The 25,431-nt window shown below is 68.4% G+C and carries 32 protein-coding genes, 4 pseudogenes and 1 riboswitch; of the genes and pseudogenes, 20 read left to right on the top strand and 16 right to left on the bottom strand.

Annotated elements, in window-relative coordinates; all coding sequences use genetic code 11:
* Window positions 1-12 precede the first annotated feature (12 nt).
* Together OHA19_RS04580 and OHA19_RS04585 are read right to left on the bottom strand one after the other, a co-directional pair.
* Complete coding sequence (locus OHA19_RS04580; RefSeq protein ID WP_405719699.1) at window positions 13-1,398, bottom strand: GH1 family beta-glucosidase; 1,386 nt, start codon at window positions 1,396-1,398, stop codon at window positions 13-15.
* A gap of 528 nt (window positions 1,399-1,926) precedes the next feature.
* Window positions 1,927-2,586, bottom strand: coding sequence for a TetR/AcrR family transcriptional regulator (locus tag OHA19_RS04585; RefSeq protein WP_405719697.1), 660 nt, complete (start codon window positions 2,584-2,586; stop codon window positions 1,927-1,929).
* A gap of 253 nt (window positions 2,587-2,839) precedes the next feature.
* On the opposite strand from OHA19_RS04585, the gene OHA19_RS04590 reads away from it, so the two are divergent.
* The 9 genes from OHA19_RS04590 to OHA19_RS04630 all read left to right on the top strand — a co-directional run bounded on the left by OHA19_RS04590 (window position 2,840) and on the right by OHA19_RS04630 (window position 6,915).
* On the top strand, window positions 2,840-3,220 hold the full coding sequence (locus tag OHA19_RS04590; RefSeq protein WP_405719695.1) for a gas vesicle protein: 381 nt from the start codon (window positions 2,840-2,842) through the stop codon (window positions 3,218-3,220).
* Window positions 3,221-3,309: 89 nt separating this feature from the next.
* Window positions 3,310-3,768: a gas vesicle structural protein GvpA gene (locus OHA19_RS04595; RefSeq protein WP_405749455.1), complete on the top strand. Its 459-nt coding sequence runs from the start codon at window positions 3,310-3,312 to the stop codon at window positions 3,766-3,768.
* A gap of 3 nt (window positions 3,769-3,771) precedes the next feature.
* A complete protein-coding gene (locus OHA19_RS04600) occupies window positions 3,772-4,485 on the top strand; it encodes a GvpL/GvpF family gas vesicle protein (RefSeq protein WP_405749457.1) in 714 nt (237 codons plus the stop codon).
* A 10-nt stretch (window positions 4,486-4,495) separates the two neighbouring features.
* Window positions 4,496-4,747, top strand: coding sequence for a gas vesicle protein GvpG (locus tag OHA19_RS04605; RefSeq protein WP_405749459.1), 252 nt, complete (start codon window positions 4,496-4,498; stop codon window positions 4,745-4,747).
* Between the two features lie 85 nt (window positions 4,748-4,832).
* Entirely contained in the window at window positions 4,833-5,276 is a 444-nt protein-coding gene (locus OHA19_RS04610) for a gas vesicle protein (protein WP_405719687.1), read from the top strand.
* Window positions 5,273-6,082 (top strand): GvpL/GvpF family gas vesicle protein, encoded by an 810-nt coding sequence (locus tag OHA19_RS04615; RefSeq protein ID WP_405719685.1) that lies wholly within the window; start codon window positions 5,273-5,275, stop codon window positions 6,080-6,082. The genes OHA19_RS04610 and OHA19_RS04615 overlap by 4 nt, the downstream gene beginning before the upstream one ends.
* Window positions 6,079-6,327: a gas vesicle protein gene (locus OHA19_RS04620; protein WP_405719683.1), complete on the top strand. Its 249-nt coding sequence runs from the start codon at window positions 6,079-6,081 to the stop codon at window positions 6,325-6,327. The genes OHA19_RS04615 and OHA19_RS04620 overlap by 4 nt, the downstream gene beginning before the upstream one ends.
* Window positions 6,317-6,730: a gas vesicle protein K gene (locus tag OHA19_RS04625; RefSeq protein WP_405719681.1), complete on the top strand. Its 414-nt coding sequence runs from the start codon at window positions 6,317-6,319 to the stop codon at window positions 6,728-6,730. Before OHA19_RS04620 ends, OHA19_RS04625 begins: the two co-directional genes overlap by 11 nt.
* Window positions 6,731-6,741: 11 nt before the next feature.
* Window positions 6,742-6,915 (top strand): CsbD family protein, encoded by a 174-nt coding sequence (locus OHA19_RS04630; RefSeq protein ID WP_405719679.1) that lies wholly within the window; start codon window positions 6,742-6,744, stop codon window positions 6,913-6,915.
* A gap of 80 nt (window positions 6,916-6,995) precedes the next feature.
* Here the strand turns inward: OHA19_RS04630 and OHA19_RS04635 are convergent, their stop codons facing one another.
* From OHA19_RS04635 to OHA19_RS04650, 4 genes and pseudogenes are all read right to left on the bottom strand, one after another.
* The gene (locus tag OHA19_RS04635) at window positions 6,996-7,169 is read right to left on the bottom strand and encodes a CsbD family protein (protein ID WP_405719677.1); all 174 of its coding nucleotides are present in this window, start codon (window positions 7,167-7,169) and stop codon (window positions 6,996-6,998) included.
* A gap of 542 nt (window positions 7,170-7,711) precedes the next feature.
* Window positions 7,712-7,804, bottom strand: a pseudogene (gene gvpJ, locus OHA19_RS04640) (gas vesicle protein GvpJ); the annotation flags it as partial.
* Window positions 7,805-7,833: 29 nt separating this feature from the next.
* Window positions 7,834-8,976, bottom strand: a complete 1,143-nt coding sequence (locus OHA19_RS04645) for an SRPBCC family protein (RefSeq protein ID WP_405749461.1) — start codon at window positions 8,974-8,976, stop codon at window positions 7,834-7,836.
* Window positions 8,977-8,982: 6 nt separating this feature from the next.
* A complete protein-coding gene (locus OHA19_RS04650; protein WP_405749463.1) occupies window positions 8,983-9,963 on the bottom strand; it encodes a histone H1-like repetitive region-containing protein in 981 nt (326 codons plus the stop codon).
* Between the two features lie 855 nt (window positions 9,964-10,818).
* Here OHA19_RS04650 and OHA19_RS04655 point away from each other — a divergent pair.
* Window positions 10,819-11,045: pseudogene (locus tag OHA19_RS04655) on the top strand (IS701 family transposase); the annotation flags it as partial.
* A gap of 352 nt (window positions 11,046-11,397) precedes the next feature.
* Here OHA19_RS04655 and OHA19_RS04660 read toward each other — a convergent pair.
* The 3 genes from OHA19_RS04660 to OHA19_RS04670 are packed head-to-tail and all read right to left on the bottom strand — an operon-like array spanning window position 11,398 to window position 13,111.
* Window positions 11,398-11,769 (bottom strand): hypothetical protein, encoded by a 372-nt coding sequence (locus OHA19_RS04660; RefSeq protein WP_405719673.1) that lies wholly within the window; start codon window positions 11,767-11,769, stop codon window positions 11,398-11,400.
* Entirely contained in the window at window positions 11,766-12,455 is a 690-nt protein-coding gene (locus tag OHA19_RS04665; protein ID WP_405719671.1) for a hypothetical protein, read from the bottom strand. The genes OHA19_RS04660 and OHA19_RS04665 overlap by 4 nt, the downstream gene beginning before the upstream one ends.
* Complete coding sequence (locus OHA19_RS04670) at window positions 12,446-13,111, bottom strand: RNA polymerase sigma factor (RefSeq protein ID WP_405719669.1); 666 nt, start codon at window positions 13,109-13,111, stop codon at window positions 12,446-12,448. Before OHA19_RS04670 ends, OHA19_RS04665 begins: the two co-directional genes overlap by 10 nt.
* A 216-nt stretch (window positions 13,112-13,327) precedes the next feature.
* Between OHA19_RS04670 and OHA19_RS04675 the strand changes: the two genes are divergently transcribed.
* From OHA19_RS04675 to OHA19_RS04695, 5 genes and pseudogenes are all read left to right on the top strand, one after another.
* The gene (locus tag OHA19_RS04675) at window positions 13,328-13,813 is read left to right on the top strand and encodes an Asp23/Gls24 family envelope stress response protein (protein WP_405719667.1); all 486 of its coding nucleotides are present in this window, start codon (window positions 13,328-13,330) and stop codon (window positions 13,811-13,813) included.
* 90 nt (window positions 13,814-13,903) lie between these two features.
* Window positions 13,904-14,086: pseudogene (locus tag OHA19_RS04680) on the top strand (hypothetical protein); the annotation flags it as partial.
* A gap of 116 nt (window positions 14,087-14,202) precedes the next feature.
* On the top strand, window positions 14,203-14,613 hold the full coding sequence (locus tag OHA19_RS04685; protein ID WP_405719665.1) for an Asp23/Gls24 family envelope stress response protein: 411 nt from the start codon (window positions 14,203-14,205) through the stop codon (window positions 14,611-14,613).
* Window positions 14,614-14,646: 33 nt separating this feature from the next.
* Window positions 14,647-15,333 carry a DUF6286 domain-containing protein gene (locus OHA19_RS04690; protein ID WP_405719663.1) on the top strand — a complete coding sequence of 229 codons (687 nt, stop codon included), beginning with the start codon at window positions 14,647-14,649 and terminating at the stop codon, window positions 15,331-15,333.
* Between the two features lie 45 nt (window positions 15,334-15,378).
* The gene (locus tag OHA19_RS04695; RefSeq protein WP_405719661.1) at window positions 15,379-15,987 is read left to right on the top strand and encodes an alkaline shock response membrane anchor protein AmaP; all 609 of its coding nucleotides are present in this window, start codon (window positions 15,379-15,381) and stop codon (window positions 15,985-15,987) included.
* A gap of 47 nt (window positions 15,988-16,034) precedes the next feature.
* Here OHA19_RS04695 and OHA19_RS04700 read toward each other — a convergent pair.
* Both OHA19_RS04700 and OHA19_RS04705 read right to left on the bottom strand, forming a co-directional pair.
* Window positions 16,035-16,235, bottom strand: a pseudogene (locus tag OHA19_RS04700) (ISAzo13 family transposase); the annotation flags it as partial.
* 70 nt (window positions 16,236-16,305) lie between these two features.
* Window positions 16,306-17,271, bottom strand: coding sequence for a pirin family protein (locus OHA19_RS04705; protein ID WP_405719659.1), 966 nt, complete (start codon window positions 17,269-17,271; stop codon window positions 16,306-16,308).
* Window positions 17,272-17,449: 178 nt separating this feature from the next.
* On the opposite strand from OHA19_RS04705, the gene OHA19_RS04710 reads away from it, so the two are divergent.
* The gene (locus tag OHA19_RS04710; RefSeq protein ID WP_405719657.1) at window positions 17,450-17,833 is read left to right on the top strand and encodes a tetratricopeptide repeat protein; all 384 of its coding nucleotides are present in this window, start codon (window positions 17,450-17,452) and stop codon (window positions 17,831-17,833) included.
* 181 nt (window positions 17,834-18,014) lie between these two features.
* Entirely contained in the window at window positions 18,015-18,521 is a 507-nt protein-coding gene (locus tag OHA19_RS04715; RefSeq protein WP_405719655.1) for a GNAT family N-acetyltransferase, read from the top strand.
* A gap of 76 nt (window positions 18,522-18,597) precedes the next feature.
* Here the strand turns inward: OHA19_RS04715 and OHA19_RS04720 are convergent, their stop codons facing one another.
* Both OHA19_RS04720 and OHA19_RS04725 read right to left on the bottom strand, forming a co-directional pair.
* The gene (locus OHA19_RS04720) at window positions 18,598-19,371 is read right to left on the bottom strand and encodes a CbtA family protein (protein ID WP_405719653.1); all 774 of its coding nucleotides are present in this window, start codon (window positions 19,369-19,371) and stop codon (window positions 18,598-18,600) included.
* 27 nt (window positions 19,372-19,398) lie between these two features.
* Window positions 19,399-19,614, bottom strand: coding sequence for a CbtB-domain containing protein (locus tag OHA19_RS04725; RefSeq protein WP_124720415.1), 216 nt, complete (start codon window positions 19,612-19,614; stop codon window positions 19,399-19,401).
* A 3-nt stretch (window positions 19,615-19,617) separates the two neighbouring features.
* Window positions 19,618-19,766: riboswitch (adenosylcobalamin (AdoCbl) riboswitch) on the bottom strand.
* Between the two features lie 109 nt (window positions 19,767-19,875).
* Here OHA19_RS04725 and OHA19_RS04730 point away from each other — a divergent pair.
* The gene (locus OHA19_RS04730) at window positions 19,876-20,475 is read left to right on the top strand and encodes a histidine phosphatase family protein (protein WP_405719651.1); all 600 of its coding nucleotides are present in this window, start codon (window positions 19,876-19,878) and stop codon (window positions 20,473-20,475) included.
* Window positions 20,476-20,910: 435 nt separating this feature from the next.
* Window positions 20,911-21,774 carry a family 16 glycosylhydrolase gene (locus OHA19_RS04735; RefSeq protein ID WP_405719649.1) on the top strand — a complete coding sequence of 288 codons (864 nt, stop codon included), beginning with the start codon at window positions 20,911-20,913 and terminating at the stop codon, window positions 21,772-21,774.
* A 65-nt stretch (window positions 21,775-21,839) separates the two neighbouring features.
* On the opposite strand, the gene OHA19_RS04740 is transcribed toward OHA19_RS04735, so the two are convergent.
* A complete protein-coding gene (locus OHA19_RS04740; RefSeq protein WP_405719647.1) occupies window positions 21,840-23,282 on the bottom strand; it encodes a dihydrolipoyl dehydrogenase family protein in 1,443 nt (480 codons plus the stop codon).
* Between the two features lie 114 nt (window positions 23,283-23,396).
* Here OHA19_RS04740 and trxA point away from each other — a divergent pair, with 114 nt between their 5' ends.
* Window positions 23,397-23,768 (top strand): thioredoxin, encoded by a 372-nt coding sequence (gene trxA / locus OHA19_RS04745; protein WP_405719645.1) that lies wholly within the window; start codon window positions 23,397-23,399, stop codon window positions 23,766-23,768.
* A 135-nt stretch (window positions 23,769-23,903) separates the two neighbouring features.
* Here the strand turns inward: trxA and OHA19_RS04750 are convergent, their stop codons facing one another.
* Both OHA19_RS04750 and OHA19_RS04755 read right to left on the bottom strand, forming a co-directional pair.
* Complete coding sequence (locus tag OHA19_RS04750; protein ID WP_405719643.1) at window positions 23,904-24,254, bottom strand: hypothetical protein; 351 nt, start codon at window positions 24,252-24,254, stop codon at window positions 23,904-23,906.
* Between the two features lie 89 nt (window positions 24,255-24,343).
* Entirely contained in the window at window positions 24,344-25,366 is a 1,023-nt protein-coding gene (locus tag OHA19_RS04755) for a LacI family DNA-binding transcriptional regulator (RefSeq protein WP_405719641.1), read from the bottom strand.
* Window positions 25,367-25,431: the final 65 nt, after the last annotated feature.

The following is a 25,431-nucleotide window of genomic DNA, read 5'->3' on the forward strand; positions in this document are numbered from 1 at the left end:
CGACTCCGTCGCTCAGGACCGCTGGGAGGCGATCAGGTCGCGGTACCACGCGAAGCTCGCCCGGGGCGTGCGCCGTCGAGTGGCGAAGTCGACCTCGACCAGTCCGAAGCGCTGGTGATAGCCCTCGGCCCACTCGAAGTTGTCGAGCAGCGACCAGGTGAAGTAGCCGCGCACGTCCACCCCGCTGGACACGGCGCGGGCGACCGCGGTGATGTGTCCGGCGAGGTACTCGATGCGCGCCTGGTCGTGCAGCCCGGCCGGCTGCGAGCAGCCGTTCTCGGTGATCCACACCGGCGGAAGGCCGTCGCCGTAGCGGGCCTTGAGGCCGGTGAGCAGCTCCGTGAGCCCGTCCGGGACCACCGGCCAGTCGAACGCGGTTCGCTCGTACGGCTCCGCGGGCTCGGCCAGGTCGAAGGGCAGCGCGGCGGCAGGATCGGCCGGGGCGGTCACCCAGGTGGGGTTGTAGTAGTTGACGCCCAGCCCGTCCAGCGGGGCGGCGATCGTGGCGGGATCGCCGTCGCGCACCACGCCTCCCCAGCTCGGGTCGGTCATGCCGTAGGCCGACAGGTCGGGATAACTCCCCAGCAGCAAAGGGTCGTTGAAGAGTCGGTTGTGCAGGGCGTCATAGGCGGAGGCCGCCGCCACGTCCTTGTCCTGGCGGGCGTCGGAGCGCAGACGCACGGGCGTGCAGTTGTTGGCGATCAGTATCTGCCCGCCTGGAACGGCGGCCCGCAGCGCCGCGGTCGCGAGGCCATGGCCGAGCAGCTGGTGATGTGCGACGGGCAGTGCGTCCAGCATCAGTGCGCGGCCCGGGGCGTGGACGCCGAAGCCGTAGCCGAAAGACATGTGGACGAAGGGCTCGTTCAGGGTGATCCACCGCTTGACCCGGTCGCCCAGCCGTTCCGCGACCACGGCCGCGTACTCGGCGAACCGATGGGCGGTCTCGCGGTTCAGCCACCCGCCCTCGTCCTCCAGGGCCTGCGGCAGGTCCCAGTGGAACAGGGTGGGCGTGGGCTCGATCCCGGCGTCGAGCAGCGCGTCGACCAGGCGGTCGTAGAAGTCCAGTCCGCGTGGCTCGACCTTGCCCGCGCCGGCCGGCAGAATGCGGGGCCAGGAGACCGAGAAGCGGTACGTGTCGAGCCCGAGCCGGCGCATCAGCGTGACGTCCTCGTCGAACCTGTGGTGGTGGTCGCAGGCGACGTCGCCGGTGTGGCCGTCGCGTACGGCCCCGGGGCGCCGCACAAAGGTGTCCCAGATGGACGCCCCCTTGCCGTCCTCGTCGGCCGCGCCCTCGATCTGGTACGCGGCGGTCGAGGCGCCCCAGGCGAAGTCGGCCGGAAGCCGGGGAACTCGGGTGGCATCGGTAGAGCTCGTCGTCACTGGCACGCCTGCCTTCATCGGTGATGCACGGGTCGCCCGGGTCGGCCGCCCGCGCGCGGCTCCGGAATTCTGCCGACGGTCGCCCTTCGCGCCCCAACGACAGCCTGGAAGGCGGCCGTCCGTGACCGGGGCACGCCGTCCGAGGTGGGCCGCACCGTAACATGAACCAGTGTTCACGTTCTATGGGTCGGGCCTGCCCATGACCCTGCCGAAGGGGAAGGGGAAGGGGGCTGCTCGGGCTGTGCAGCACGGCCAGGACCTAAAGAAAGGATGTCCCGCAGCCCTGGCGGGCGAGCGCCGAGGCCGGGACCACGGTCCGCGGCGGCCGCCTCCCCCGGGGGGCAGACCTCGATGGGCGGCTCGGCGAGCCTCCGGAATCGGCCCCTGGCGGGGGGCCTCGGGTGACTGGGCCCGACCGACGCGTGTTGCCGGGCAAGGCCCGGCCGGGATGATTGTCCGTGTCACGACGCCCGGGGTGCGGGCCGGTCAGCGAAGGTACCGGCCGGTCCGGCAGTCGGGGCCCGGCGGGCTGCTGAAAGCCTCGGTTCACCCGTCCGCAGCGGTCAACCGGCCGCGCAGGTCCTCCCAGTAGGCGCTCAGCATCCGCTTGAGCTCGTCCACGGTCTCCAGGTCCGGGTCACCGTCGCTCTTGAACACTTCGTGCAGCACGGCGTTGGCGGCCCACACCACCATCCGCGTCGCCTGTTGCGCCCGGTGACCGCCGGGCCCGCCGGTCAGGTGCTCCACGATGCGCTGCAGGCCCTCGGCGATGTGCGTGTTGCTCGCCTCGTCGGCCCGCGCGAGCTCGGGGCTGAGGTGCCGCCCGGCCCACAGCGCCATGCCGCCCGACTGGGACCGGAAGATCTCGGCGTAGACGCCGACCATCATGCCGACAGGGTCGGTCAGTTCGCCCTCGACGGTACGCTCGACGAGTTCGTCGATGGCGGCCTTGAAGGCATCGAGGTACCGCTGGCCCAGCGCGTCCACGACGGCGCTCTTGTCCGGGTAGAACTGGTAGATGCTGCCGACCGGCGCGCCCGCCTCCTCGGCGATCCGCCGCATCGTCAGCGCCTCGTACCCCTCCTGGGACAGGATCCGGTCGGCCGCGGCGAGGATGGCCTCGACCCGGGCCCGGCTGCGTGCCTGCTGAGGCTGTCTCCGTAGCCGCGCCCGCGGCACCGGCTGCGGCTTGCCTGCTCCCGTCACCACGTTCCCCCGGTCGTCCGATGACGCGAACGTAGCACGCGGCCACGGAACGGGGACCGGCCCCGCACCCGAATCCGGGGGTCGTAGCGTGCGTCGGTGGGCGTCAATGACTCAGCGTGTGCGGGGGGGCAGGATGCACAGCCGTTGCCCAGGGCGGAACCGTGAAGGGTCAGCGCATGCCGACTATCATGTAATGGCGTCTTGTGAATATGGCGCGGGCAGCGCGTCGTCTCCGAAATTCCGGAGAGTAAACATGGCCGTAGGCGAAGAGGGCAAGACAGAGCGTGTCCGGCGCCCGTCCAGCAGGCAGACCGCCGGGAAAAGCAACACCGGCCGGGCCAGCAGCGGTACGGGTGGGACGAAGCGCACGCACCGCCGGGTTTCGGCGCCGCAGGCCATGCGGTACGCAGCCGAGCAGCTCCAGGAGCTGCTCGGGCGAGCTCCCGAATCCGTCTCGGCGCTGAAACCGACAGAAGACGGCTGGCAAGCGGACGTAGAAGTCTTGGAGCTGGAACGTGTTCCCGGCACGACCAGCGTGATGGCCAGCTACCGGGTGATGTTGGACAAGGACGGCGAACTGGTGTCGTACGAACGCACACGGCGCTACACCCGAGGGCAGATCGACCGGGGCTGAGACCCTGCGTCGCGCCGCCGCTGCACCGTTTACCGCCCGGACGAGAAGGCCGCGCCGGAATCGGACGTGAGCCGCTGGAAGGGGGCACCATGACTATGGTGCCGCAGGGCGGAGGAACCATTTCCAGGGCCGGCGGAGGAGGGTCGGGGAACCTTTACGACATCCTCGAGCTGATTCTGGACCGCGGCCTGGTAATCGATGTCTTCGTGCGTGTGTCCTTGGTGGGCATCGAGATCCTCAAAATCGATGCCCGCATCGTCGTGGCGAGCGTGGATACCTACCTGCGCTTCGTTGAGGCCTGTAACCGCCTCGACCTGGAAGAGGGCCGCAAGGCTCCGTCTCAGCTGACCGACCTGGTCGGCGAGGTCACCGAGGGCGGAGCACACGGGAAAACGAAGGGAGCCCTGAGCGGGGCCGCCGAAGTACTGACCGATGCCCTCAAGGGAGGCGATGACGACGAGGAAACGTCCGGAAAGAGGCGCAAGGAGCCCGAGGAGAGGCGGGAGCGGCCGCGGCGTCGGCCCGCCGCCCGGCGCCGCGAGGAGTGAGCCATGGCCGTATACGTCTACTCCATCCTCCTGACCACCCACCCGCAGCGCCTGGACGGCCTCGACGGGGTGGGGGATCCGCCAGCAGCCCTGCGGACCGTGCATACCGAGAAACTGTCCGCTGTAGTCAGTGACGCGCCCGAGAAGCTACGGCCCAAACGCCGGGATCTCGGCGCGCACCAGGCTGTCCAGGAGAGGCTGATGACCGAGGGCACCATTCTGCCGCTGCAGTTCGGTTTCACCACCACGGACGACGATGCGGTGCGAGCGGTTCTGGAGGACCGTGCGGATGAGTTCAGCGAACGGTTGCAGGCGTTGGAGGACTGCGTCGAGTACCACCTGAAGGCTGCCCAGGACGAGAATGCCCTGCTGCGCCAGATACTTCAGGAGTCCGATGAAGCCCGCGAGCTCAACGAGGCAGTCAGAAGTGGCAGCAGCAGCCCGGAACTTCCTCTCGCCCTCGGGGAACTGGTCTCACAGGAAGTGCAGGCGCGGCAGGAACGGCTCGCCGTCGAAGTCCTCGATGCGCTGCGCGGATTCGCTCGGGAAGAACGCTCGTCGCAGCCGACCGGGAACGACTTCCTGAATGTGTCCTTCCTTGTGGAGCGGGACAACGAGAAGACTTTCCTCGGCGCGGAACAGGATATCGCCGAGGAGTTGGGAGAGGACTTCGACCTGCGGCTGGTCGGTCCGCTGCCCGCCTACAGCTTCGTCTAGGGAGCCTTTCATGGGACTGCTGGCTCAGCTCGCGACCCTTCCGCTGGCTCCGGTGCGCGGCGTGGCCTGGGTCATGGAGCGCGTGGTCGAGGCTGCGGAGAACGAGTACTACGATCCAGCGCCCGTCGAACGGGAACTCGCCCAACTTGAGCGACAGCTCCTGGCCGGGGACATCGACGAGGAGACATTCGACCGGCGCGAAGACGCGCTGCTGGACCGGCTGGACGAGATCAGGGGTCATTTCCGAGGCACCCCTACCTGATCGCCGCAGTCCACGGAACGGAAGAGCATGGCCATGCGACGCCCGTTGATGCGTCGTGACACCAGGGAATCGAGGTGCAGGGTCCGTGTCCGAATCCGTCGCCAGGAGACCGGGCGATCTTCCGTCCAGGTCCACTCCGTACGGGCAAGGCTCCTCAGCCAATCTCGCCGACATCTTGGAGCGGGTCCTGGACAAAGGCATCGTCATCGCAGGCGACATCCAGATCAACCTCCTGGACATCGAACTCCTCACCATCAAGCTGCGCCTTCTGGTCGCTTCGGTGGACAAGGCGAAGGAAATGGGCATCGACTGGTGGGAGCACGACCCGGCATTGTCCTCCGGCGCCAACGATGGCTATCGGTCACTCGTCGAGGAGAACAGACGGCTGCATGCTGAGATCGCGGCCCTGCACGAGGACGGTGAGCTGCCGCCGGCCGAGGAGAGCAGTCGCTCTTCGGCTCCCCGACGCACCTCACGCACCAAACGGGCAGATTCCAGAGACCGCGGCGAAGGGCGGGACGAGCCATGACCGAGACCGTCACCTATGCGTACGCCGTGGCACGGGACGCCGGCGGATCACTGACGGAAGCTCTCTCCGAGCTCCCTGGAGTGTCGGATGCGCCAGTGCATCTGGTGCATGCACGAGAAGGTCACGACGTGGTGATCGCCGTGAGTCCGGTACCCGAGCGGGACTTCCAGGAAGCTGCACTGCGGGCCCATCTTGAGGACTTGGAGTGGCTGGAGTCGGTCGCCCGCTCCCACCACCGCGTGATTGAGGCACTGGCCGCCCGCACCACCGTCCTGCCGCTCCGTCTGGCGACGGTGTACCTGGACGACGAGCGGGTACGGGTCATGCTCCGTGCCCGCCACGAGGTGTTTGATCGCCGGCTGACCGACCTGGCGGCACAGGTGGAGTGGGGCGTCAAGCTCTACGTCGAAGCGGCTGCAGCGAGTGAAAGTCCGGCCGACGCAGACACACTTTCAGGCCTGAGCCCCGGACGGGCCTATCTCAGCCGGCGCAGGGCACAGCGACACGCACGCGAAGACGCCTATCAGGACGCCGAACGGGCGGCTGAGCGGGTTCAGGCCGCCGCCCGCGCCCACGCGGTGGATCGCGTACAGCACCGGCCGCAGCAAGGCGAACTCGCTCGCCGGCCGGGAGAGAACGTCGTCAACGACGCCTACCTTGTGCCGCTGCACCATGCCGAAGGATTTCGCGCCGCAGTAATGAGGGCCGCAGAGGGTCTTCGCGGGGTCCGCATCGAGGTCACCGGGCCATGGCCCCCATACTCCTTCGCCGCCGAGGTCGAACCGTTGAAGGGGGCCGCGCCATGAGGGCGGCGGACAGCCTTCCGGCCAGGTCGCGGGAGCCGCTGCCGGAACGGCAGATCGCACTGATCGACCTGCTGGACCGGTTGCTCAGCGGAGGCGTGGTCCTCACCGGAGACGTCGTGCTTTCCATCGCGGATATCGACCTCGTGCGCATATCACTGCGTGCTCTGATCGTCTCCATCAGCGAGCTGAATCCCTCCCCGTGGAAAGCCGTCTCAGCACCTGTAGGAGAGGACCATGACGGCTGAGGAACGTCCACCTGGCAATCGCCTCGACGAGGTCGCCGACGCCGCCGTCCGTGCCTTCCGTATGCTGCCCGCGATGCCACAGGACGCCCCGCCCCGGGATGGAGCGTCTTCGCGAAGGCCGGCCCGCCGGGTCACCACGGACCCGGACACAGTGGAACGCGACCTGATCAAGCTCGTCCTCACCCTCGTCGAGCTGCTGCGACAACTCATGGAACGCCAAGCCCTTCACCGGGTCGACACAGGAGATCTCACCGAGGAACAGGAGGAACGTCTGGGAGAAACTCTGATGATTCTGCACAGTCGCATGACTGAACTCTGCGCCCGATACGACATCTCCATGGAGGACCTCAATTTGGATCTGGGACCTCTCGGAACTCTGCTACCACCCCCCGAGTTACCTTGAAGGATCGCGACATGAGTGTCGGAAATAAGGTCAGAAGTGTCGGGAAGATAGTCGAGGGAAAGATCAAACAAATGACCGGGAAGGCTACGGGTAACGAAAATCTGGAGAGAAAGGGAAGGGCCGACGAGGTTAAGGGCAAGATGAGGTACGGGGTAGAGAAGGGTAAAGGAATATTCAGGCACTGAACCTGCGCAGACCCACCTCAATCACGTCGATGGGTCCCAGCCAGTTCGCCCGACTGGGGCCCCACGACTTCGCACCCGCATCAGTGCTTAAAGACGTCCTTGATCTTCTCCTTGGCCTGTCGGGCGGCACCCTTTGTCTTCTCGGCGCGCCCCTTGGCCTCCAGGCTCTCGTTACCCACGGCGCGGCCTAGAGTCTCCTTGACCTTGCCCTTGGCTTGCTCGACTTTCGAACGAGATTTCTGCCTACCGGACATATTGATCACTCCTCTCACACCGATCATACTGCTGCAAGGACAAACCGGGGCCGCTATAGACGAGCGGAACTTGGTTCACTGGGAAGGTTTCTCGGATATGAAGCGATCACCCCACACATTCAGCCGAGCGGGTGTTCTCCTGTGCCACATTGACCTGGAGCTGAAAGCTCTAATTACCGCGACCGTCGCTCTTGGATCACTCTCCTTCTTCGGAGTACAGACTTGATCGGAGTACAGACTTGAGGGGAAGTCTTAACCTCGATCGTTCATGAGGGGCCGTCTACTCTTCCGGCAGGTCCGTTGCATCTCTTCGAAACAATGGCGGGCAGGCCGATGGCCCGGCTGTCACGTCGGGCGGGCGCCGGGTTCCACACTCCGGTGGGGTGGTTCAGGCGTCGGGACAGTTAAAGCCGCAATGGAGCTCCGGGATGTGGTCGTTCCTTCCGCACGATCAGCCGCATCCCGCCCGGCCGCCCCGAGCACGTCACCGGCGATCCGGCGGTCTCGGCCACCCAGGCTCCGTCACGGATCTCGACGCCGGGTTCGACTCCGAGGAGGTCGATCTTGATGTCACCGGCGGCGATGACTCCCTTATCGAGAATGCGTTCCTGGGTGTCGGCGAGACTGGGGCCCAGATCTCCGCATCAGTCACGGCGCCATCTCTCTATTCTCTTTGCTTCCTGGAGGGGGTTACGTCCTCGTAGTCGCTCCCCTCTTTATCCTCGTAGTCGGCGTCCTCCTCACCCTCGTAGTCGGCGTCCTCCTCACCCTCGTAGTCGGCGTCCTCCTCACCCTCGTAGTCGGCGTCCTCCTCACCCTCGTAGTCGGCGTCCTCCTCACCCTCGTAGTCGGCGTCCTCCTCACCCTCGTAGTCGGCGTCCTCCTCACCCTCGTAGTCGGCGTCCTCCTCACCCTCGTAGTCGGCGTCCTCCTCACCCTCGCTCTCATCCTCGTCCCCGGGCATCTCACCCTCCGACTCCTCCTGCTCAGCGGCCTCTTCCTCCAAGGCGTCCTCGTGCGACACAACGACTTCACCGTCACGGATTTCACCGCGCCAACCCTCCGGCTCTTCCTGGGTGAGGGTGACGTATCGCTGAAAATGCTTGAAGTCGAGCCTCATTCGGCGTCCTTGGACCCGCCATAGATTGCCCGTCTTCTCGAAGAACCCTGACGGGTAATACTCAACGACCAGGACGATTCGCGTCAGGCTGGGTGCCAGCTCATGGAAACTGACCGCGCCACGAGTGGTGCCCTTGGCCCCTTCGGACGTCCACACGATCCGGTCGTCGGGAATCTGCTCCTGGACCGTCGCTTTGAAGCTGCGTGAGGAGGGACCGACCTTGACCTTCCAGTCGCTGGACATCTCATCGCCCTTCGAGACGTCGCGAACTCCCTTGGCGAAGCTGCTGAATTGGTCGTACTGCGTCCAGTAGTCGTAAGCGACGCGCAGGGGTACTCCCACATCGAGCACCTCAATGATGTTCATGACCTTGCCACCGCTGGACTTGCGTTTCCCTTTTCCTCCGCCGAGGAATTCTTTGACATTCCCTATGACCTTGTCCTTTACCTCCTTGGCCTTCTCCGGGACGAAGGCCTTAAGCGGGGAGTCGCCCTGGAGGATTCGGGAGCCGATCGCGGGAATCGACCCAGCATTCTCGGCTGCATCGGTGAGCTGTCCTGTGAGGCCAGTGAGCCTGTCCCCAGCCTTTTCAGCGAGTCTCTCGACCTGCGCCCCGAGGAAGTTGGACAGCTCTTCGCGAAGTCGGTCCGCACCTGACTCTGGCTGCTCTCGTTCCGTCCTGGCCATGACTGGCTACCTCCGACGATCGGCGCGCTTGGATGCCGCTCGCTTCGACGACGACGCCCTCGTCCTGGCCGCGGTCTTCTTGGCGGGGGCCGTCTTCTTCGCTGCGGTCTTCTTGGCGGGGGCCGTCTTCTTCGCTGCGGTCTTCTTGGCGGGGGCCGTCTTCTTCGCTGCGGTCTTCTTGGCGGGGGCCGTCTTCTTCGCTGCGGTCTTCTTGGCGGGGGCCGTCTTCTTCGCTGCGGTCTTCTTGGCGGGGGCCGTCTTCTTCGCTGCGGTCTTCTTGGCTGCCGCCCTCTTGGCCGGAGCCGCCTTCTTCGCTGCGGTCTTCTTGGCTGCCGCCCTCTTGGCCGGAGCCGCCTTCTTCGCTGCGGTCTTCTTGGCTGCCGCCCTCTTGGCCGGAGCCGCCTTCTTCGCTGCGGTCTTCTTGAGTGTCCGAGACTTCCCTCCGCGGGCAGGGGCGGCCTTCTTGTGCGCCGTGCCCCGAGAACTTCTTCGCCGCCTTGTCTCCTCCGGCTCTTCTTCCTCCTCCTCCGGCTCTTCCTCCTCCTCCGGCTCTTCCTCCTCCTCCTCCTCCGGCTCCTCCTCCTCCGGCTCCTCCTCCTCCGGCTCCTCCTCCTCCTCCGGCTCTTCCTCCTCCTCATATTCGTCCGCTGGCTCCTCTTCCTCTTCCTCCGACTCCTCGCCGAGCCGCGCCGTACGGTCACTGAGTGCGTCGGCCAGCGAACTCATGCCCCGGTCAGCGGCGGCGCTCAACGCCTTACGGCCCGCGTCGAGGACCTCCCCTCGCAACTGATCTTGTAGCTGCGCGACTTGGGGGATCTCGTTGAGTCTGCGCATACCTTCGGCAACGAGCTGGCGAGGTTCGAGGCCGAACCGCCTGCCTGCCAGGTAAGTCGCAACGGACAGAGCCAGTCGGCCCTTCTTCGTCCGGCCCAGCACATAGCCGCCCACAACCGCGGCCGCGAGGGTCACTTTGGCCTGATCATCCATTAGTGCGTCACCTTCGATCGTTCGACGCGGCTCCGACTTGTGCAGCATGCAGCCGGTCGAGCCGCCGTTTCCCTTCCCGTTCGGACGCCTCCCAACTGGTGTCAGGGCCTTCAAGTTCTCTGTTCCGCACAGCCAACTGGGCACGCACGGACCGCTTCGGGCTCGTGCACCTCTCGCCCAGCTGCGTTGTTGTACTTTTCCGCCACCCGGATCCCACCGCGGACCCGAGCGATGGGGATCCCGATTAGTCCGGAGATCGGTCCCATGTCATACACCGGCGCCCCAGGGTGAGTGCCTTCAGTGGCAACGAAGCCGCAACAAGACGGCAGGCCGGCGACACTCAATTCCACGTGCTCGCGGCGTGCGTCGGCGAATCGGTCCGCCGAAGTTCGGAGGTTCACTCTGGTTGCGGTTGACGAGGAACCGAGGCACAACACGTTGTGCCTGCATCCCAGGATCTCCGGTCCCATGGCAATCCCACAGGCCCGTCGAGGGTTTCCCCGTGGCCGACGTTCTTCTGCCATGAATTCCAGTCTGGCCGCTCTGGGGAGCGACGCATCTTGAGCGGAGCCACGCACCGGGCGTCCCTGGCTGCTACTTCGACACGCGGTGTCCGGGCGACGCCGGTCACGACGGCGGCCAGTCCACGCTGGCCGGCCCGGCGTCCGACCGCAGTTCGGTTAGCTGCGCTGCGGGCCCCGGCCGGGTTCACCCCACGTGCCCGCACATCCGGCAAGACCTACGATGGGAGTCGATGAGGTTACTGGCAGGCCGTCCGCATGTATGGGAGACGGTCACAGATCCGGTGATCTCCGTGTGGTCCTTGAGTGGGCAAGCAAGGCCAGGGCCGCCGTCGTCCAGCTCTGGCTGTCCAACCTGCCCGCCGACACCCCGCTGACCCACGCTCGTGCGAAACACGAAGCTCCGCCGGCCCATCGAGCACGACTGCCGCGAGATGAAACAGGCAACTGGGCCTGGCCCACTTCGAGGGCCGCACCTGGCACGGGTGGCGCCACCACGTCACCCTCGTCTCCGCTGCACACGTCTTCTGCACCCTCCAGCGCATCGCACAGTTCCCCAAAAGCGACGGCGTCGGCCTGACGCTCTACCAAGTCGTGCGCGAGCTGCATTTACTCCTCGCGGTCCGGACCGACGTCTGCCCCCCCACCTGTCGCCGCGACATACCCGCACCCATACCAACCTGATCAAGCCCTACTGGTTATGCCTGACTCCGCGAATTCGCCTCAACCAGAGAACGAGAGTCCCCGGAGCGTATGCGCGCAGGCGCCTTGAGCAACTGCTCGGCTCCCGTCATCTACTTGCTCGGCCCGCGAGCGCGCTCCCCGCTTCCGGGCTCCGCCTCCACCCGACCCGGAACGCCTTACCGCTTGCAGGCTGAACGCTGTGATGCCCTCAGCCCAGGTGGTAGGGGCTTTACGAAGTCTGGCTCATGATTCGAGTGATGGTTACCAGGACGGTAATGGGTTCCGGTGTGCCGTGCTGAGCCAGGTGGGCCGTGAGTGCGGACCGTACCTGTCGGCGCACGTCGCGGGCGGTGTCCAGTGCGCGGCGCTCTCCGTTCAGGACGCAGCGCACCTCCACGTGCCAGCCGGAAGATCGAGGTCTGCGTTCGGCTTGGATACCGGCCTCGGGGGGCCGGAACGCGGTGGCTACGGTCTGCGAGACGCGGACGGCAACGCTGGCAAGCCGGTGGCCGAGGGTGGGCTGCAGACCGGCAACGCCGGGAACAGCGAGGGCCACGCGGGCGGCGACCTGGCGGATGTCCACCGCTTCACTGAGAGTCATCGGATTTCATCCTCTCGGAAATCGGCTGCGTCGCGGCCCAGGGGCTGGGCAGGCTCGAGCACGTCCGCGATCGTCACGTCGACGCTGGTGACGGCCAGGCCGAGTATTCCGTGCGCGGCGCGAAAAACGACCCGACGCACCTGGTCGACACGCTCTGGCAGCGGCTGATCGAGCGCGGCGGCCAGGGTAAGGGCGATGTGTATGGCCTCGCCGTCGCCGGTAGGGGTCAGTCGCAGGCTGCCGGCTGAGACGCCGGGGACGGCGTCGGCGGCCCGGCGCAAGACTTTCGCTGCGGCGGTCTCAGAAATCCGCAGGTCGCGCGCGGGGTCATTCAGGGGCAGCATCCGGCCGAGTCGCACCTCGGCGCGGACCACGCTCATCACCCTGTCGGCCAGCGCCTGGGCACTGGGCCGTTCCTCCGCGCGAAGAGCGAGGATGGCCACGTCCAGGGCCGCCAAGCCGTCAACAGCCTGCCTGCAGTACGGGCAGTCGACAGTGTGCGGGTCCGCGGTGGGGTCGAAGTCGCGGGCATCTTCCCAGACACGACTGAGTGGACGCCCGCAGGGCAGCGGCTGATCGCCGGTAAGTAGCGGAACGTCGGTGAAGTGACGCGAGTTGGCCGTCTCGGTCCCTGCCTGCGGCGGTTCGGAACCGGGGGGCTGCGCAAGCGGGTGGTCTAGCGCCATGGGCCCATCTCCTTCATCAGAATGCGTCGGGCTCGAAAGAGCCTGCCGCGTACGGTCTGTTCGCTGGCACCCACCAACGGTGAGATTTCCTTGTAGCGCAGGCCATGCAATTCCCGCAGCACCCAGCAGGCGCGCTGGTCGGGGCTCAGCTCGCCAAGGGCCTGGACCAGGGCGACCGTGGCGGCATCGCTCTCGGCGGCACGTTCGGGTGCGGCGCCCGTAGTAGCGGTGGTGGGCTCAGGGACGGTGTCCAGGGGGAGGTCTCTACTGCGGCTGCGCAGGATGTTGAGGCAGCGGTTGGTGACGATGCGGTACATCCAAGTGCGGAACGTGGCATCACCGCGGAATTCCGGCAGTCGGCGCCAGGCGCTGAGAAAGGCGTCCTGAACTGCGTCCTCGGCGTCCTCGGGACTACCGAGCAGGTGGCGGGCCAACGCGAGCAGTAGGGCACTGTGGCGAAGGACCAGGACAGCGAAGGCCTCGTCATCTCCTTCTCCGGCGCGTATAGCCAGCAGACGGTCCTCCAGGCCACTGAGGGTATTCGAGCCGGCTGCTCCTGCCGACGGCGCCAGTTCCCCTGCCGAGGCCGGATCGGGTCCGCCGTGCTCCTGGCCGGCAACCCCCAGGGATGACGGGGATCCGTGTTGCTTGCGCATGGCCCCTCACTTTGCGCCTGGCACCGTTGTGCGGCACGGGAGGAATCCGGGCCGGCGATGAACCGCCGATCACAGGCTCGTCTCCCAATCGAGCCTCACGTCATTCAGCCTATACGCCCCTTATTGCATTGATTGTGTGACGAATACGGCTGGGACATGTCCAATCATTTGACGGACCCTGCGCGGGTGTCCGCACGGATCGCTGAGGAGATCCTCATGACGGAGATGACCAGCTACCCCGCGACCGGCAAAAGCCAGTCGGGCGAGGCCGAGCAAATATTGCAGGGCGGTAGGGGCAAAAGCGTCCCTGCCGAACACCGCGGGCGGACCACCATTTCGGACAGTGTGGTGGAAAAGATCGCCGCTATGGCCACCCGGGAAGTGCCGGGCATCCACAGCCTCGGGACCGGAATGGCCAGGGCCCTCGGGGCTGTCCGCGACCGGGTCCCCGGCGGGCGCGCCGGCGTCGGCCGGGGGGTGACGGTCGAAGTGGGCGAACGCCAGGCTGCCGTGGACCTCGATGTCGTCGTCGAGTATGGCGTCTCCATAGTGGATGTCGCCTGGGAAGTCCGCACCGATGTGATCACAGCCGTGGAGCGCATGACCGGTCTGGAAGTTGTCGAGGTGAACATCGCCGTCGACGACGTCCACCTGCCCGACGAAGAGGACGAGAGGCCAAAGACCGAAGGCCGCGTGTCGTGACCTCATCCCCACCGTCACCAGTTGGGTAATCCCCGCTAGGGGACGTAGGGCGCATGAGGGCGTGATCGACGTGAGGTGGGTGAGTGAGAGATGAGCAAAGCAACAATGGGCATGGTGACCGGTGTGGCCCTGGGCTTCGCGGGCTACTTCGGCGGTGCCGGGGCGTTCTTCTTGGTGGCAGGCTTGGGAGCTTTGGGCCTGATCCTCGGCAGCTTCCTTCAGGGTGATCTCAGTGTCGGCGACTTCGTCCGCCGTCGGGATGAGGGCAGGCGCTCGCGGGAAGACTTTGGACACCAGGAGGAGTTCAGGCGCTCGAGGGAAGACACTGGGCGTCAGGAGAAGTTCGGGCACGCCCAAAGTGACTTCAGGCCTCCTCGGAGTCGGGTCCGATGACCGTGCAACCACCTCCTCCCGCCTCTGTGACAGGCCCGCCACAGGCAGTCGGCGCAGGCGCCACTGCGCCGGCTGAGCGCGGCGCGACGGTGGTCCCCGACAGAGTGGTGGCTCGTATCGCAGCCAAGGCCGCGGATGAAGTCGTGACGCGCCAGACAAACCTGGCGTCCGTCCGCCGGTCAATGGCCAGTCCCAGCGCCTCGGCCGCTGTGCACGAAGGATCGGCGCGGCTGGCACTGTCCGTTGATCTGCCCTACCCCATCGACATCACCCACGCCTCACGCGAGATGCAGCACTACATCGCAGAGCGGGTTGCCCACTTGACCGGCCTGCACGTCAGCGAAGTCGCACTGACTGTGCGACGGCTTGTCCCCGCCGAGGGCCTGGAGCAGAGAAGGGTCCGATGACCAGGCGCAGCCCCCTGTCACACAAGGAGCGCCATGAGCAGGCACCAAGGGTCCGCAATGCCGATCCCCGAACCGCTGCGACCGCAGCCCCGACCGGCCACCTCGATGGCACGGCACAAGGCCACCGAGCGACCCGGGCCCGACGACTTCCCACCCGGCCCCGTCGCGGAGACTCCCTCGCGTCGGCTGTGGTCCGCGCGCCGCATACCAGCGGCGCTCACCGCGCTGGTGGTGCTGTTCTGCGCCGGGATGCTGTTGTTCGATGTTGTCCGGGTGCGGTCCGGACACGAGGCCGCCACCTGGCGCACCGGCCTCGCCGACGAGCTGACAAATCGTCCGATCGACGATGTGTGGGTGGTCACCGGCGCAGCCGGCGTCGCAGCCCTCGGCCTATGGCTGATCTTGTTGGCACTCACCCCGGGCATGCGCCGCCTGCTGCCGTTGCGGGTCCCTGCCGACCGCGGCGGCCGGACGCGCGCGGTGCTGGACCGCGACGGCGCGGCTCAGCTGCTACGCGACGTCGCCATGCGCATACCCGGAATCAGCCGGGCGAGGGTCCGGGTGCGCAGACGCCGCGTCAAAGTACGTGTGGACGTACGCTTCCGCGACCCGCGTGAGGTCAAAGAGGAGCTCGTCACCGCCATCAGGAACGATCAACGCGACCGGCTCGCGCTTGCCCATCCCCCGAGGCTGACAGTCCGCGCGCAGCACATGCCATGACCATCTGCGCGGCCACGACCACCGGCGAGAACTGGAGGACAGACGATGGAGTCACAGGCCAAGGTCAATCGGGTCCTGCTGGCCACGGTCGGGGTGGTGCTACTGGGCGGCGGTCTCCTCGTGCTCGCCGCCGGCTTGAATGCCTACCAGAGATTGGCCCTCCTACCACCCAGTGGCTGGCCACTGACCGTGCCGCACGACGTCCTGCTCACCCGTACCGACCGCATTACCTGGTCCGACCAGGGCTGGTGGTGGTGGCCCGCCGTCATCACCGCCCTCGGCCTCACCGTCCTGCTCGCCCTGTGGTGGCTGCTGGCACAGCTGCGCCGACACCGCCCCGGTCGAATTCCCGTCGGCGGAACGCCCCCCGTCGAAGGAGTCGAGGTGACCGACCATGCGCTGAGTGAGGCCCTCGCAACCGATGCCAGCCTTCTACCCGGTGTCCGACGGGTCGGCGTGCGAATGGCAGGCCGCCGCGCTCACCCCGAGGCCCGCATCACCCTCACCCTCACCCCCGACAGCGCTCCCGGGCTGGTTGTGCAGGAGCTTTACCACGGCCCTGTGGAGCGAGCCCGCCAATCTGTCGGATTGGAACAGCTTCCCGCCGCCACCCGCCTGAGGGTCGCTCACCACCGGCCTCATCGCGTCGACTGAGGGCTTGCAGATCATGGGCGGCAGGTGACACACGGTGATGGTCAGTGCGCCAGCAGTGCCGGCCGCAGACCCGGATCCAGATCCGCGACCCTTTTGCGGCCCCCGCGCGGACGACGCACCCGCCCCAGGGGCCCCTCGCCCGCCTTGAGTTCGAACACCCCCTTGCGGACGGTCGTCCCGCTGACTGCGGCGGCCTGCGCGACGGCCCGGACACCGCCGTGCCCCAGTACCCGGGCCTCCGCAGCCATCAACAGCCGCCGCTGCCGCTCGTCCAGGTGCGGGAGCAATACCGCGAACTTCACAGCGCATCACCCCAGTTCAGCGCACCCGTCCCCGCGGTTTCAGCGTCACCGGCGGCAGTTCGGGGGCGGGCAGCCGGTCGCCGCCGTAACCCTTCACCTCGCCGAAGCGCGAGGTCTCCATCCACGCCCGCCTGGCCTCCTCGATCTCCTCGTGGGACCGCCCGATGAAGTTCCACCACATGACGATCTCCTCCTCGAAGGGCTCGCCACCGAGGAGCATCAGGCCCGCGTCGCTGTCCGCCCGCAACGGGAGCTCGGTGCGGCCGCAGCCGAGGTAGAGCATGGAACCGGGAAGCACGAGCACACCGTCGACCTCGGCCCGGCCGGACATGGAGAGCACGGCGTACTCGAAGTCGGGGTCGAGCGGCAGCCGGGCCTCGGCGCCGGCGGCCAGGGCGAGGTCCGCGCCGATGATCGGGGTGTACACGGTGCCGGGCGAGGTGGTGCCGTCGAGCTCGCCGAGGATCAGGGTGGCGACGAGGCCCGGGGCGGAGACGGTCGGCAGGTCGGTGTGGTGCTGGAAGTGGGGCTCGACGTGGCGGTGTGCGGCCGGCAGCGCGACCCAGAGCTGGGCGCCGTGCAGATACCTCGCGTGGGCCTTCGGGCTCTCCTCGGAGTGGCTGATGGCCCGGCCGGAGGTCATCAGCCCCAGTTCGCGCGGGCGGATCGTGCGCAGGCTGCCGAGGCTGTCCCGGTGCAGCACCTCGCCCTCGTGCAGCCAGCTGACCGTCTGCAGACCCATGTGGGGGTGGGGCGGCACCTGCATCCCGGGTTCGTCCGCGATGTCGTCGGGGCCGTAGTGATCGACGAAGGCCCAGGCGCCGACCATCCGGCGGCCCAGGTTGGGCAGCAGCCTGCGGACCTCGGTGGACTCGCCCAGCTGGACATGGCGGGGGGTGAGGAGCTCACGTACGGGCTCGGCGACGACGAAGCCCCGCCCTCCACAGACGGAGAGTGCGGCCTGGCGATCGAGATTGCTCATGGCGCTCAACCTATTCCCGAGCGGGCCCGGGAGTACTGGTACCCACGCCGATAATTTAGTGGAATATTCAACCACCATGCCGCGTTTCGACAGTCACAGGCCGGCCGAGCAGCAGCACGGTCAGCGGTTGGACGGAGCGGGGCACGATCCCGGGACGGTCCGTGACAGAGGAGGTCAAGTGAGCGACACCTACTTCGAGTTCGGCACGGCTGCCGAGCGCTGGGACCGTGCGCAGATGTTCTTCGAGGCGAAGGAGTACATGACCGCCGCCCGGATCCTGGAGGGGTTGGTCGAGGAGGTCCCGGAGCAGGTGTCGACGCGTCTGCTGCTGGCCCGGACCTACTACCACTCGGCGCGGCTCGGCAAGGCCGAGGCGGAGCTGCGGGCGGTGCTGGAGCGCGACCCGGTGGAGCACTACGCGCGACTGATGCTCGGCCGCACCCTTGAGCGGCAGGGGCGGAGTGCCGAGGCGGCCGGTCATCTGCGGATGGCCGCGGCGTTCTCCGGTGACTTCGACTTCGGGCAGGACCGGACGAGCACCCAGGAGCCTTCCGGCACGTGATCCCGGGAGGGGCCCGCGAGGAGCCCGGTAGGGGTGCTCGGCGGTCGCGCCGGGCGAGGGGCGGGTGGGCGGCTGCCGCAGTGTGTACGGTGCCGCCCACCTGCCGGTACCGATGCCGCGGCGGCTTCCCGGCCGATTCTCGGGTGCTGTCCGCCCGCCCCACGTGATATTTCACTGCCTCATGACCGACCTAGAGACCCCTCGCCTCCTGCTCCGCCCGATGAATGCCTCCGACGCCCTGCGGGTGATCTCGGGCACGCCGGACGACGGGGCCCGCTGGGCGCCCGGCTACCCGTCCCCCGGCGAGATGGCCGCGGCCGAGCGCTTCCTCGACACCTGTGCGACGACCGGTGATCCCAGCCCCTTCGGTTCGTACGAGATACGGCGCCGCACCGACGGACTGGTGATCGGCGGGATGGGATTCCACGGTGCGCCGGACGAGAACCGGGAAGTCACCATCGGCTACGGCCTCGTCCCCTCGGCGCGGGGAATGGGTTATGCCTCCGAGGCCTTGCGGGCCCTGCTGCTGTTCGCCCGCGACCAGGGGGTGAGCTGTGTGCACGGTGACAGCGACCTGGAGAACACCGCGTCCCAGCACGTCATGGAAGCCGTCGGCATGCGCCTGGTGAAGCAGGACGAACGGCTGAAGTACTACCGGATCGACTGGAGCTCCCGGCCCGAGCGGTGAGGCGGGGCGGAATGCCGGAACCCCGCCGGGAGGTCCCGGCGGGGTTCCGGTCGTCGGCCCGCAAGTGTGGCGCGGTTCAGCCGGCCGCGGTGGCCGCCCGGTTCGCGCCACTGCTTCCGGTGGTGACGGCGCCGGTCCCGGGCACGAGCAGCCGGTCCGTCAGATAGCCGAAGAAGAGCCCGAAGGCCACCCAGAGGGTGGTCTGCACGGCGAGGGTGCTCAGGCGGAACTCCCACAGCAGGGCGGCCGGGAAGTCCTTGCCGACTTCGTTGTACGAGGGCAGGAACGCGTAGGCGAGTCCGATCACCAGGACGTACGCGGCCGATGCCGTGATCGTCGCGTTCCAGTTGCCCAGGCGGGGAGCCAGCCGTTTACCGAGGAGGACCGCGGCGACGGCCAGCAGTACGCTGAGGGCGACCATCAGGAAGAACAGCGCGGTACGCCGGCCGATGGTGTCGGGATTGCCCACGGCCGGCGGATTGGCCGGGTACTTCAGGAACGGGACGACGTACACCGTCAGCAGTGCCGCCCCCGCGATCAGGGCGGCCGTGGCCCGCGGGCCGAATCTGCCGATCCGGCCGAGGGCGTAACAGAAGACGAGGGCGGCGATGCCGCCGATCGCGACGCCGAAGACCAGCACACCGGTGGCGAGGCCGGCGGTGGACTGCATGGTGCGGCTGACCAGTTCCTCGCCGCCGTCGTGGTGATGGCTGTGCGATTCCTCCAGGGCGATGGCCGCGTCCACACGCGACTCACCGAGGAAATAGGCGACCAACAGAGCGAGCGCACCTGCGGCGAGGCCGGCCAGCATGCCGCGGACGAGCAGGGCTCTGACAGATATGGAGTTCATGAGGTTTCCCCAGGGTCGGACGGTGCGTCAGTGGCAGGGGAAACCGAGGAGGTGGCGGCCGTCGTGGACCCACTCGTGGACACCTTCGCCGGAGATGACCGCGGTGGCGCCCTGTTCGGCGCCGACGAAGTACAGCAGTACGAGCATGAGGATGCCGAAGAAGACCGCCCAAGGGGCAATGGCCTTCAGGGAGATGGGGGTGATCGCCGGTACGGCGGTGGCGGGGGCAGCAGTCTGTGCCATGGCAGAACCTCCTGAGGGAACACGCGTCCCGATCGTGGTGCCTGAGACGTAGGTGCTGGGTCTGACTTCCCGCGCGAGGACGGGTTCACAGTGGCGCGACCGTGCCGGATTCTCACCGGACTTCCGTCGCACCTACGTCATGCTCGTCGTGACGATACTCCTTGGGAGCGGCCCCCTGCCATGGTGCCGACGGCGGCTGGACCGCACTGATGCCGAGGCGGGCACGCCCAAGGGGCCAGAGTTCAGGGAGTTGACCGGGTCATGCCTGTACAGGTGATGTTGATCTCGCCGGCGCTCAACGCCGCGCTGCGTGAGGCCCGTTTCGACGGTGACGCGCCGCTGGACGCCGCCGGGATCCGCCGGGCCGGGGCCGTCGCGGACGCGTTGCCGGCCGCCGACCGGTATCTGCGCGGGCCGTCCGAGCGATGTGCCGGGACCGCCGATGCGCTGGGGCTGACCGCTGGGCCCGAACCGGCCGTCCGGGGCTGGGACATGGGCCGGTGGAGCGGCCGGCGGCTGGCAGAAGTGAGCACGGCCGAGCCGGCGGCGGTATCGGCCTGGCTGACCGATCCTTCGGCGGCTCCGCACGGCGGCGAGTCCCTGCTGGCGTTCTGTTCCCGAGCCGGTCGCTGGCTGGAGGCCGTGGAATCCGCCCGGGGCGGCGAGGGCCACCGCGTGCTGGGCGTCGTCGAGCCCGCGGTGGTGCGAGCGGTGGTCGTCGGGGCACTCGCCCTGCCGGTGGAGGCGTTCTGGCGGCTGGATGTCGCCCCGCTGACACTGACCGCGCTCAGCGGCCGTTCCGGCCGGTGGAACCTGCGGTGCGGACAGCCGTTGCCCGCCACACCCGACCCCGCCGCCTGATCCGGTCCGATCCTGTCGGCCGGGCAGGCAGGCACGCAGCACGGGAGAGACCCCATCGGGGGACGTGCCAGGCGTGTGGCGTGCGGTGCAACTGAACTCTGCCTCCGTCGGTGGTCATGACCGGCGAGGTGAACGGTCCGCGATCCGGATTCCGCCTTTCGGCAGAGCCCAGCGCATGCCGCGCCGCAGCCGCACCGCCGTCCCGGCCGGCGCCACCCCGGCGCAGGCCGCCGCCGTAGCCTCGGCGAGGTGCCGGGCCGGGCCAACGACGACTGGGTGCAAGAAGTGTGGTCTGTACCAAGGTATTGACACGACCTTGGTTCACTTCTTAAATCGCATACAGAGCCAAAACCTCTCCCTGCTCCCCCACAACGAGCTTTTGTCATACCCATGACAATCGCTCGATCACCCCACTCCGCACGGGAAGGAACCCCCATGGCCTCCCCTCGCCGCTTACTGGTGGCCGCGCTCTCCGCGCTCGCTCTCGTCTCCGTCTCGTCCGGTCTCGCGGCCGGAACGCCCACACCCGGACCCCACGCCACGGCAGCGACGTTCACCGACGACTTCGACGGCCCGGCGGGCTCCGCCGTGGACGGAGCCAGGTGGCAGATCGAGACCGGCGACAACGTCAACAACCACGAACGGCAGTACTACACGGCCGGCAACAGCAACGCGGCGCTCGACGGCCAGGGTCATCTGGTCATCACCGCACGCCGCGAGAATCCCAACAACTACCAGTGCTGGTACGGCACGTGTGAGTACACCTCGGCACGCCTGAACACCTCCGGCAAGTTCACCCAGACGTACGGGCACGTCGAGGCGAGGATGAAGGTCCCGCGCGGTCAGGGCATGTGGCCGGCCTTCTGGATGCTTGGCGACGACATCGGACAGGTCGGCTGGCCGAATTCGGGTGAGATCGATGTCATGGAGAACGTCGGCTTCGAACCGTCCACGGTCCACGGCACGTTGCACGGGCCGGGCTACTCCGGCTCCGGCGGCATCGGCGCCGCGTACACCCTGCCCGGCGGTCAGGCGTTCGCCGACGACTTCCACACCTTCGCCGTGGACTGGGCGCCCGGCTCGGTGACCTGGTCGGTGGACGGGAACGTCTATCAACGCCGTACGCCCACCGACCTCGGTGGCAACAGTTGGGTGTTCGACAAGCCCTTCTTCCTGATCCTCAACCTGGCGGTCGGCGGCTACTGGCCGGGCGACCCCGACGGCAGCACCTCGTTCCCGCAGCAGCTCGTCGTCGACCATGTGCGGGTCACCACCAGCGGTCTCCGGCCGCCGGCCTGACCGTTCGGCCCGGCCGGTCCGCCGGTCCTGCGCCTGCCCCGGTCAGTCGTCGCCCCGCGGGCGGTTCACGCGTCCCGGTACGCCTCCAGCAGGCGCAGCCAGACCTCGCTGATCGTCGGGTACGCGGGAACGGCGTGCCAGAGCCGGTCGACGGGCACCTCGCCGGCGACCGCGATCGTCGCCGAGTGGAGCAGCTCGCCGATGCCGGGGCCGACGAAGGTGACGCCGAGCAGGATCTCCCGGTCGAGGTCGACGATCATGCGGGCGCGGCCACGGTATCCGTCCGCGTAGAGGCCGGAACCGGCCACCGCGGCGAGGTCGTGGTCGACGGCCCGGACCCGGTGTCCTGCCCGCTCGGCCTCGGCGAGGGTGAGGCCGACCGAGGCCGCCTCCGGGTCGGTGAAGACGACTTGGGGGACGGCCGCGTGGTCGGCGGTGGCCGCGTGGGCGCCCCAGCGGCCGGTCTCCAGCAGCGGTACGCCGGCGGCGCGGGCGGCGATCGCGGCACCGACGATGCGTGCCTGGTACTTGCCCTGGTGGGTCAGGAGCGCCCGGTGGTTGACGTCGCCGACCGCGTAGAGCCAGGTGGTGCCGTCGACGCGGCAGCTGTCGTCGACGGTGAGCCAGGTGCCGGGCTCCAGGCCCACCGTTTCCAGCCCGAGGTCGTCGGTGCGCGGGGCCCGGCCGGTGGCGAAGAGGATCTCGTCGGCCTCGATCTGATCGCCGCCGTCCAGTTCCACGGTGACCGGACCGTCCGGGACCGCGCGCCGAACGGCGGCGACCGAGACCCCGGTGCGGATGTCGGCGCCCGCCTCGGTGAGTGCCTGCCCGACCAGTTCGCCGGCGAAGGGCTCCATCTTCGGCAGGAGCCCCTTGCCGCGGATCAGCATCGTCACCCGGGCCCCGAGGGCCTGCCAGACCGTGGCCATCTCCACGCCGACCACGCCGCCGCCGACGATCACGAGGCGGCCGGGCACCTTCTTGGCGCTCGTCGCCTCCCGGCTGGTCCAGGGGCGGGCGCCGTCGACGCCGGGCAGGTCGGGGACGACTGCGCGGCTGCCGGTGCAGACGGCGACGGCGTGGCGGGCGGTGAGCCGGTGTTCGGTGCCGTCGGGCGCGGTGACGGAGACCGCCTTGGTGCCGGTGAGCCTGCCCCGGCCCCGGTAGATGTCCGCGCCGATGCCCTCCAGCCAGGCGACCTGTCCGTCGTCCTTCCAGTGCGATGCGTACTCGTCACGATGGGCGAGGACCGCCGCGGTGTCCAGCGGCCCCTGCACGGCGTCGCTGAGGCCCGGGACACGGCGGGCGTCGGCGCGGGCGACCACCGGGCGCAGCAGGGCCTTGCTGGGCATGCACGCCCAGTAGGAGCATTCGCCGCCGATGAGCTCCGCCTCGACGACCGCGGCGCTCAGTCCGGCGGCACGGGCGCGGTCGGCGACGTTCTCGCCCACCGGACCCGCTCCGATGACCACGACGTCGTACTCGGCGTTCTGTGAAGGATCTGTCATGGGGACAGTCTGGTCATGGGTGTGCGCGGCGGCCACACGGGCAGGCGGAATAGCGCAAGTACAAGCACCGTTGTCCGGACAGGTCCGAACGGGCACAGGAAGAGGTATCAGACAATGAGCACCGTTGAGCTCACCAAGGAAAACTTCGATCAGGTCGTCTCTGACAACGACTTCGTCCTGATCGACTTCTGGGCTTCCTGGTGCGGCCCGTGCCGGCAGTTCGCGCCGGTCTACGACGCGGCTTCGGAGCGCCACGACGACCTGGTCTTCGCCAAGGTCGACACGGAGGCGCAGCAGGAGCTGGCGGCGGCCTTCGAGATCCGTTCCATTCCCACGCTGATGATCGTCCGGGAGAACGTGGCGGTGTTCGCGCAGCCTGGAGCGCTGCCGGAGGCCGCGCTGGAGGACCTGATCGGGCAGGCGCGGAAGCTGGACATGGACGAGGTCCGCGAGTCGATCGAGGAGCAGCAGAAGAGCGGGCAGTAGGCTCCGCGCACTCCCGGCGCTCCGCGCACTCCCGGCGCTCCGCGCGCCCCGCGTTCTCCGCGCGGGCGAAGGGTCCGGCCGACCCGGCCGGGCCCTTCGTCGTGTCCGGCCGGGTCGGGGAGCGGGAACGCCGCCTCAGTGGCCGGTGCCGCTCCCGTCGTCCCTCTCCTTGATCCGGGCCGACAGGCCGAAGGACAGCTCGGCGCCGTCGACGAGCAGGGCCTCCACCGCGTGCGTCGCGGGGTCGATGTCCGCGACGATGCCTTCTCCGGAGTACCGGGGGTAACCCGATGCCCCCGTCTCACCGGTCGCCGACACGACCGCCGAGCGGATCGCCCCGCCGGGTTCGGTGGCCTCCGGCCCGGCGGCGTCGGATTCCGGCTCGGCGGCATCGGACCCGGTGGCGTCGGATTCCGCGGCGTCGGTGGTGGCGTCCTCGGCGAATCGCGGGACCAGCAGGATCTCGTAGCTCTGCGGATGGCTCATGGTCATGACGCTAGGCATGCGGCGGGTGGTGCGCATGTTGCCGCGCTGGCGCGCGGTGCGGTCCGGTCGCCGCGCCCGGACCTGGCGCCTCAGGACGACTCGCGCCCGACCGCCCCGACCCGCAGCAGGTCGTGGTGTTCCGGCGCACCGCCGGGTCTGCGCACCAGCCGGTCGACGAGGTCCGCCAGTGGCTGGGCCGTGGCCAACTCCATCCGTACGGTGCTGAGCCTGGGCCGCAGCAGCCTGCCCAGCATCAGGTCGTCCGCACCGACCACGGCGGTCTCACGGGGCACGTCGACGCCCGTGTCCTGAAGGGCCCGCATCAGGAGCATCGCGTATTCGTCGTTGTAGGCGAACACGGCGTCGAGGTCCAGGGTGCGCCAGCGGGCGGCGAGCCGGGCCGCCGACTCCTCGTCGTACCGCAGCGGCAGCGGTTCGGCCCTGGCCCCGTGGAGCTGCGCGGCCTGCCGGGCCCCGGTCAGCCGGGGTTCGGCGAACAGGGCGAGGCCGCTCTCCTCGGGCATGACCACGCCGATGCGGCGCCGGCCGCGTTCCAGCAGATGGCCGACCGCGCAGCTGCCGACCTCCCGCTGGTCCATCACCAGTGCGTGGGCGCCCGGCACCGGCCTGGGACCGAGGGTGATCACGGCCTTGGCCCCGGATCGCCTGAGCACGGATATTCCTTGCGGGCCGAGGGGGATCGTGCCGGGGACGATCACGGCGACGGGACGGAGTTCGGCCCAGGCGCGGGGTGCGTCGTCGGGGTCCAGACCGGTGCTGCCGTACTGGACGACGGTGTAGTCGAGGCGGCGCAGCCCCGATTCCAGTTCGTGGAAGAACCGTTGATGGAGCGGGCCGGTCGGGAAGGCCACGGTGGGCAGGAGCACCATGCGGGTGTGTCCTGCGCGCAGGCTCCGCGCCGCGGCGTGCGGTACGTAACCCAGTTCGGTGGCCGCTTCCCTGACCCTGCGGCGGGTGGATTCGCTGATCCGCACGGTGGAGCTGTTGTTCAGCACGTACGAGACGGTGGCCCGCGAGACCCCGGCGAGCCGCGCGACGTCGGCGCTGGTGGGGACCGGGCGTTGGGTGGGCTGGTTCGGTAACTGGCTCATGGCGTCCGGCAGTCTTCCAGACCCGTTCCGCGTGGGTACGCTCCGGGGGCTGCTCGGCCGGGGGC

The sequence above is a fragment of the Streptomyces sp. NBC_00012 genome (genome assembly GCF_045040875.1).
Classification (GTDB): Bacteria; Actinomycetota; Actinomycetes; order Streptomycetales; family Streptomycetaceae; genus Streptomyces.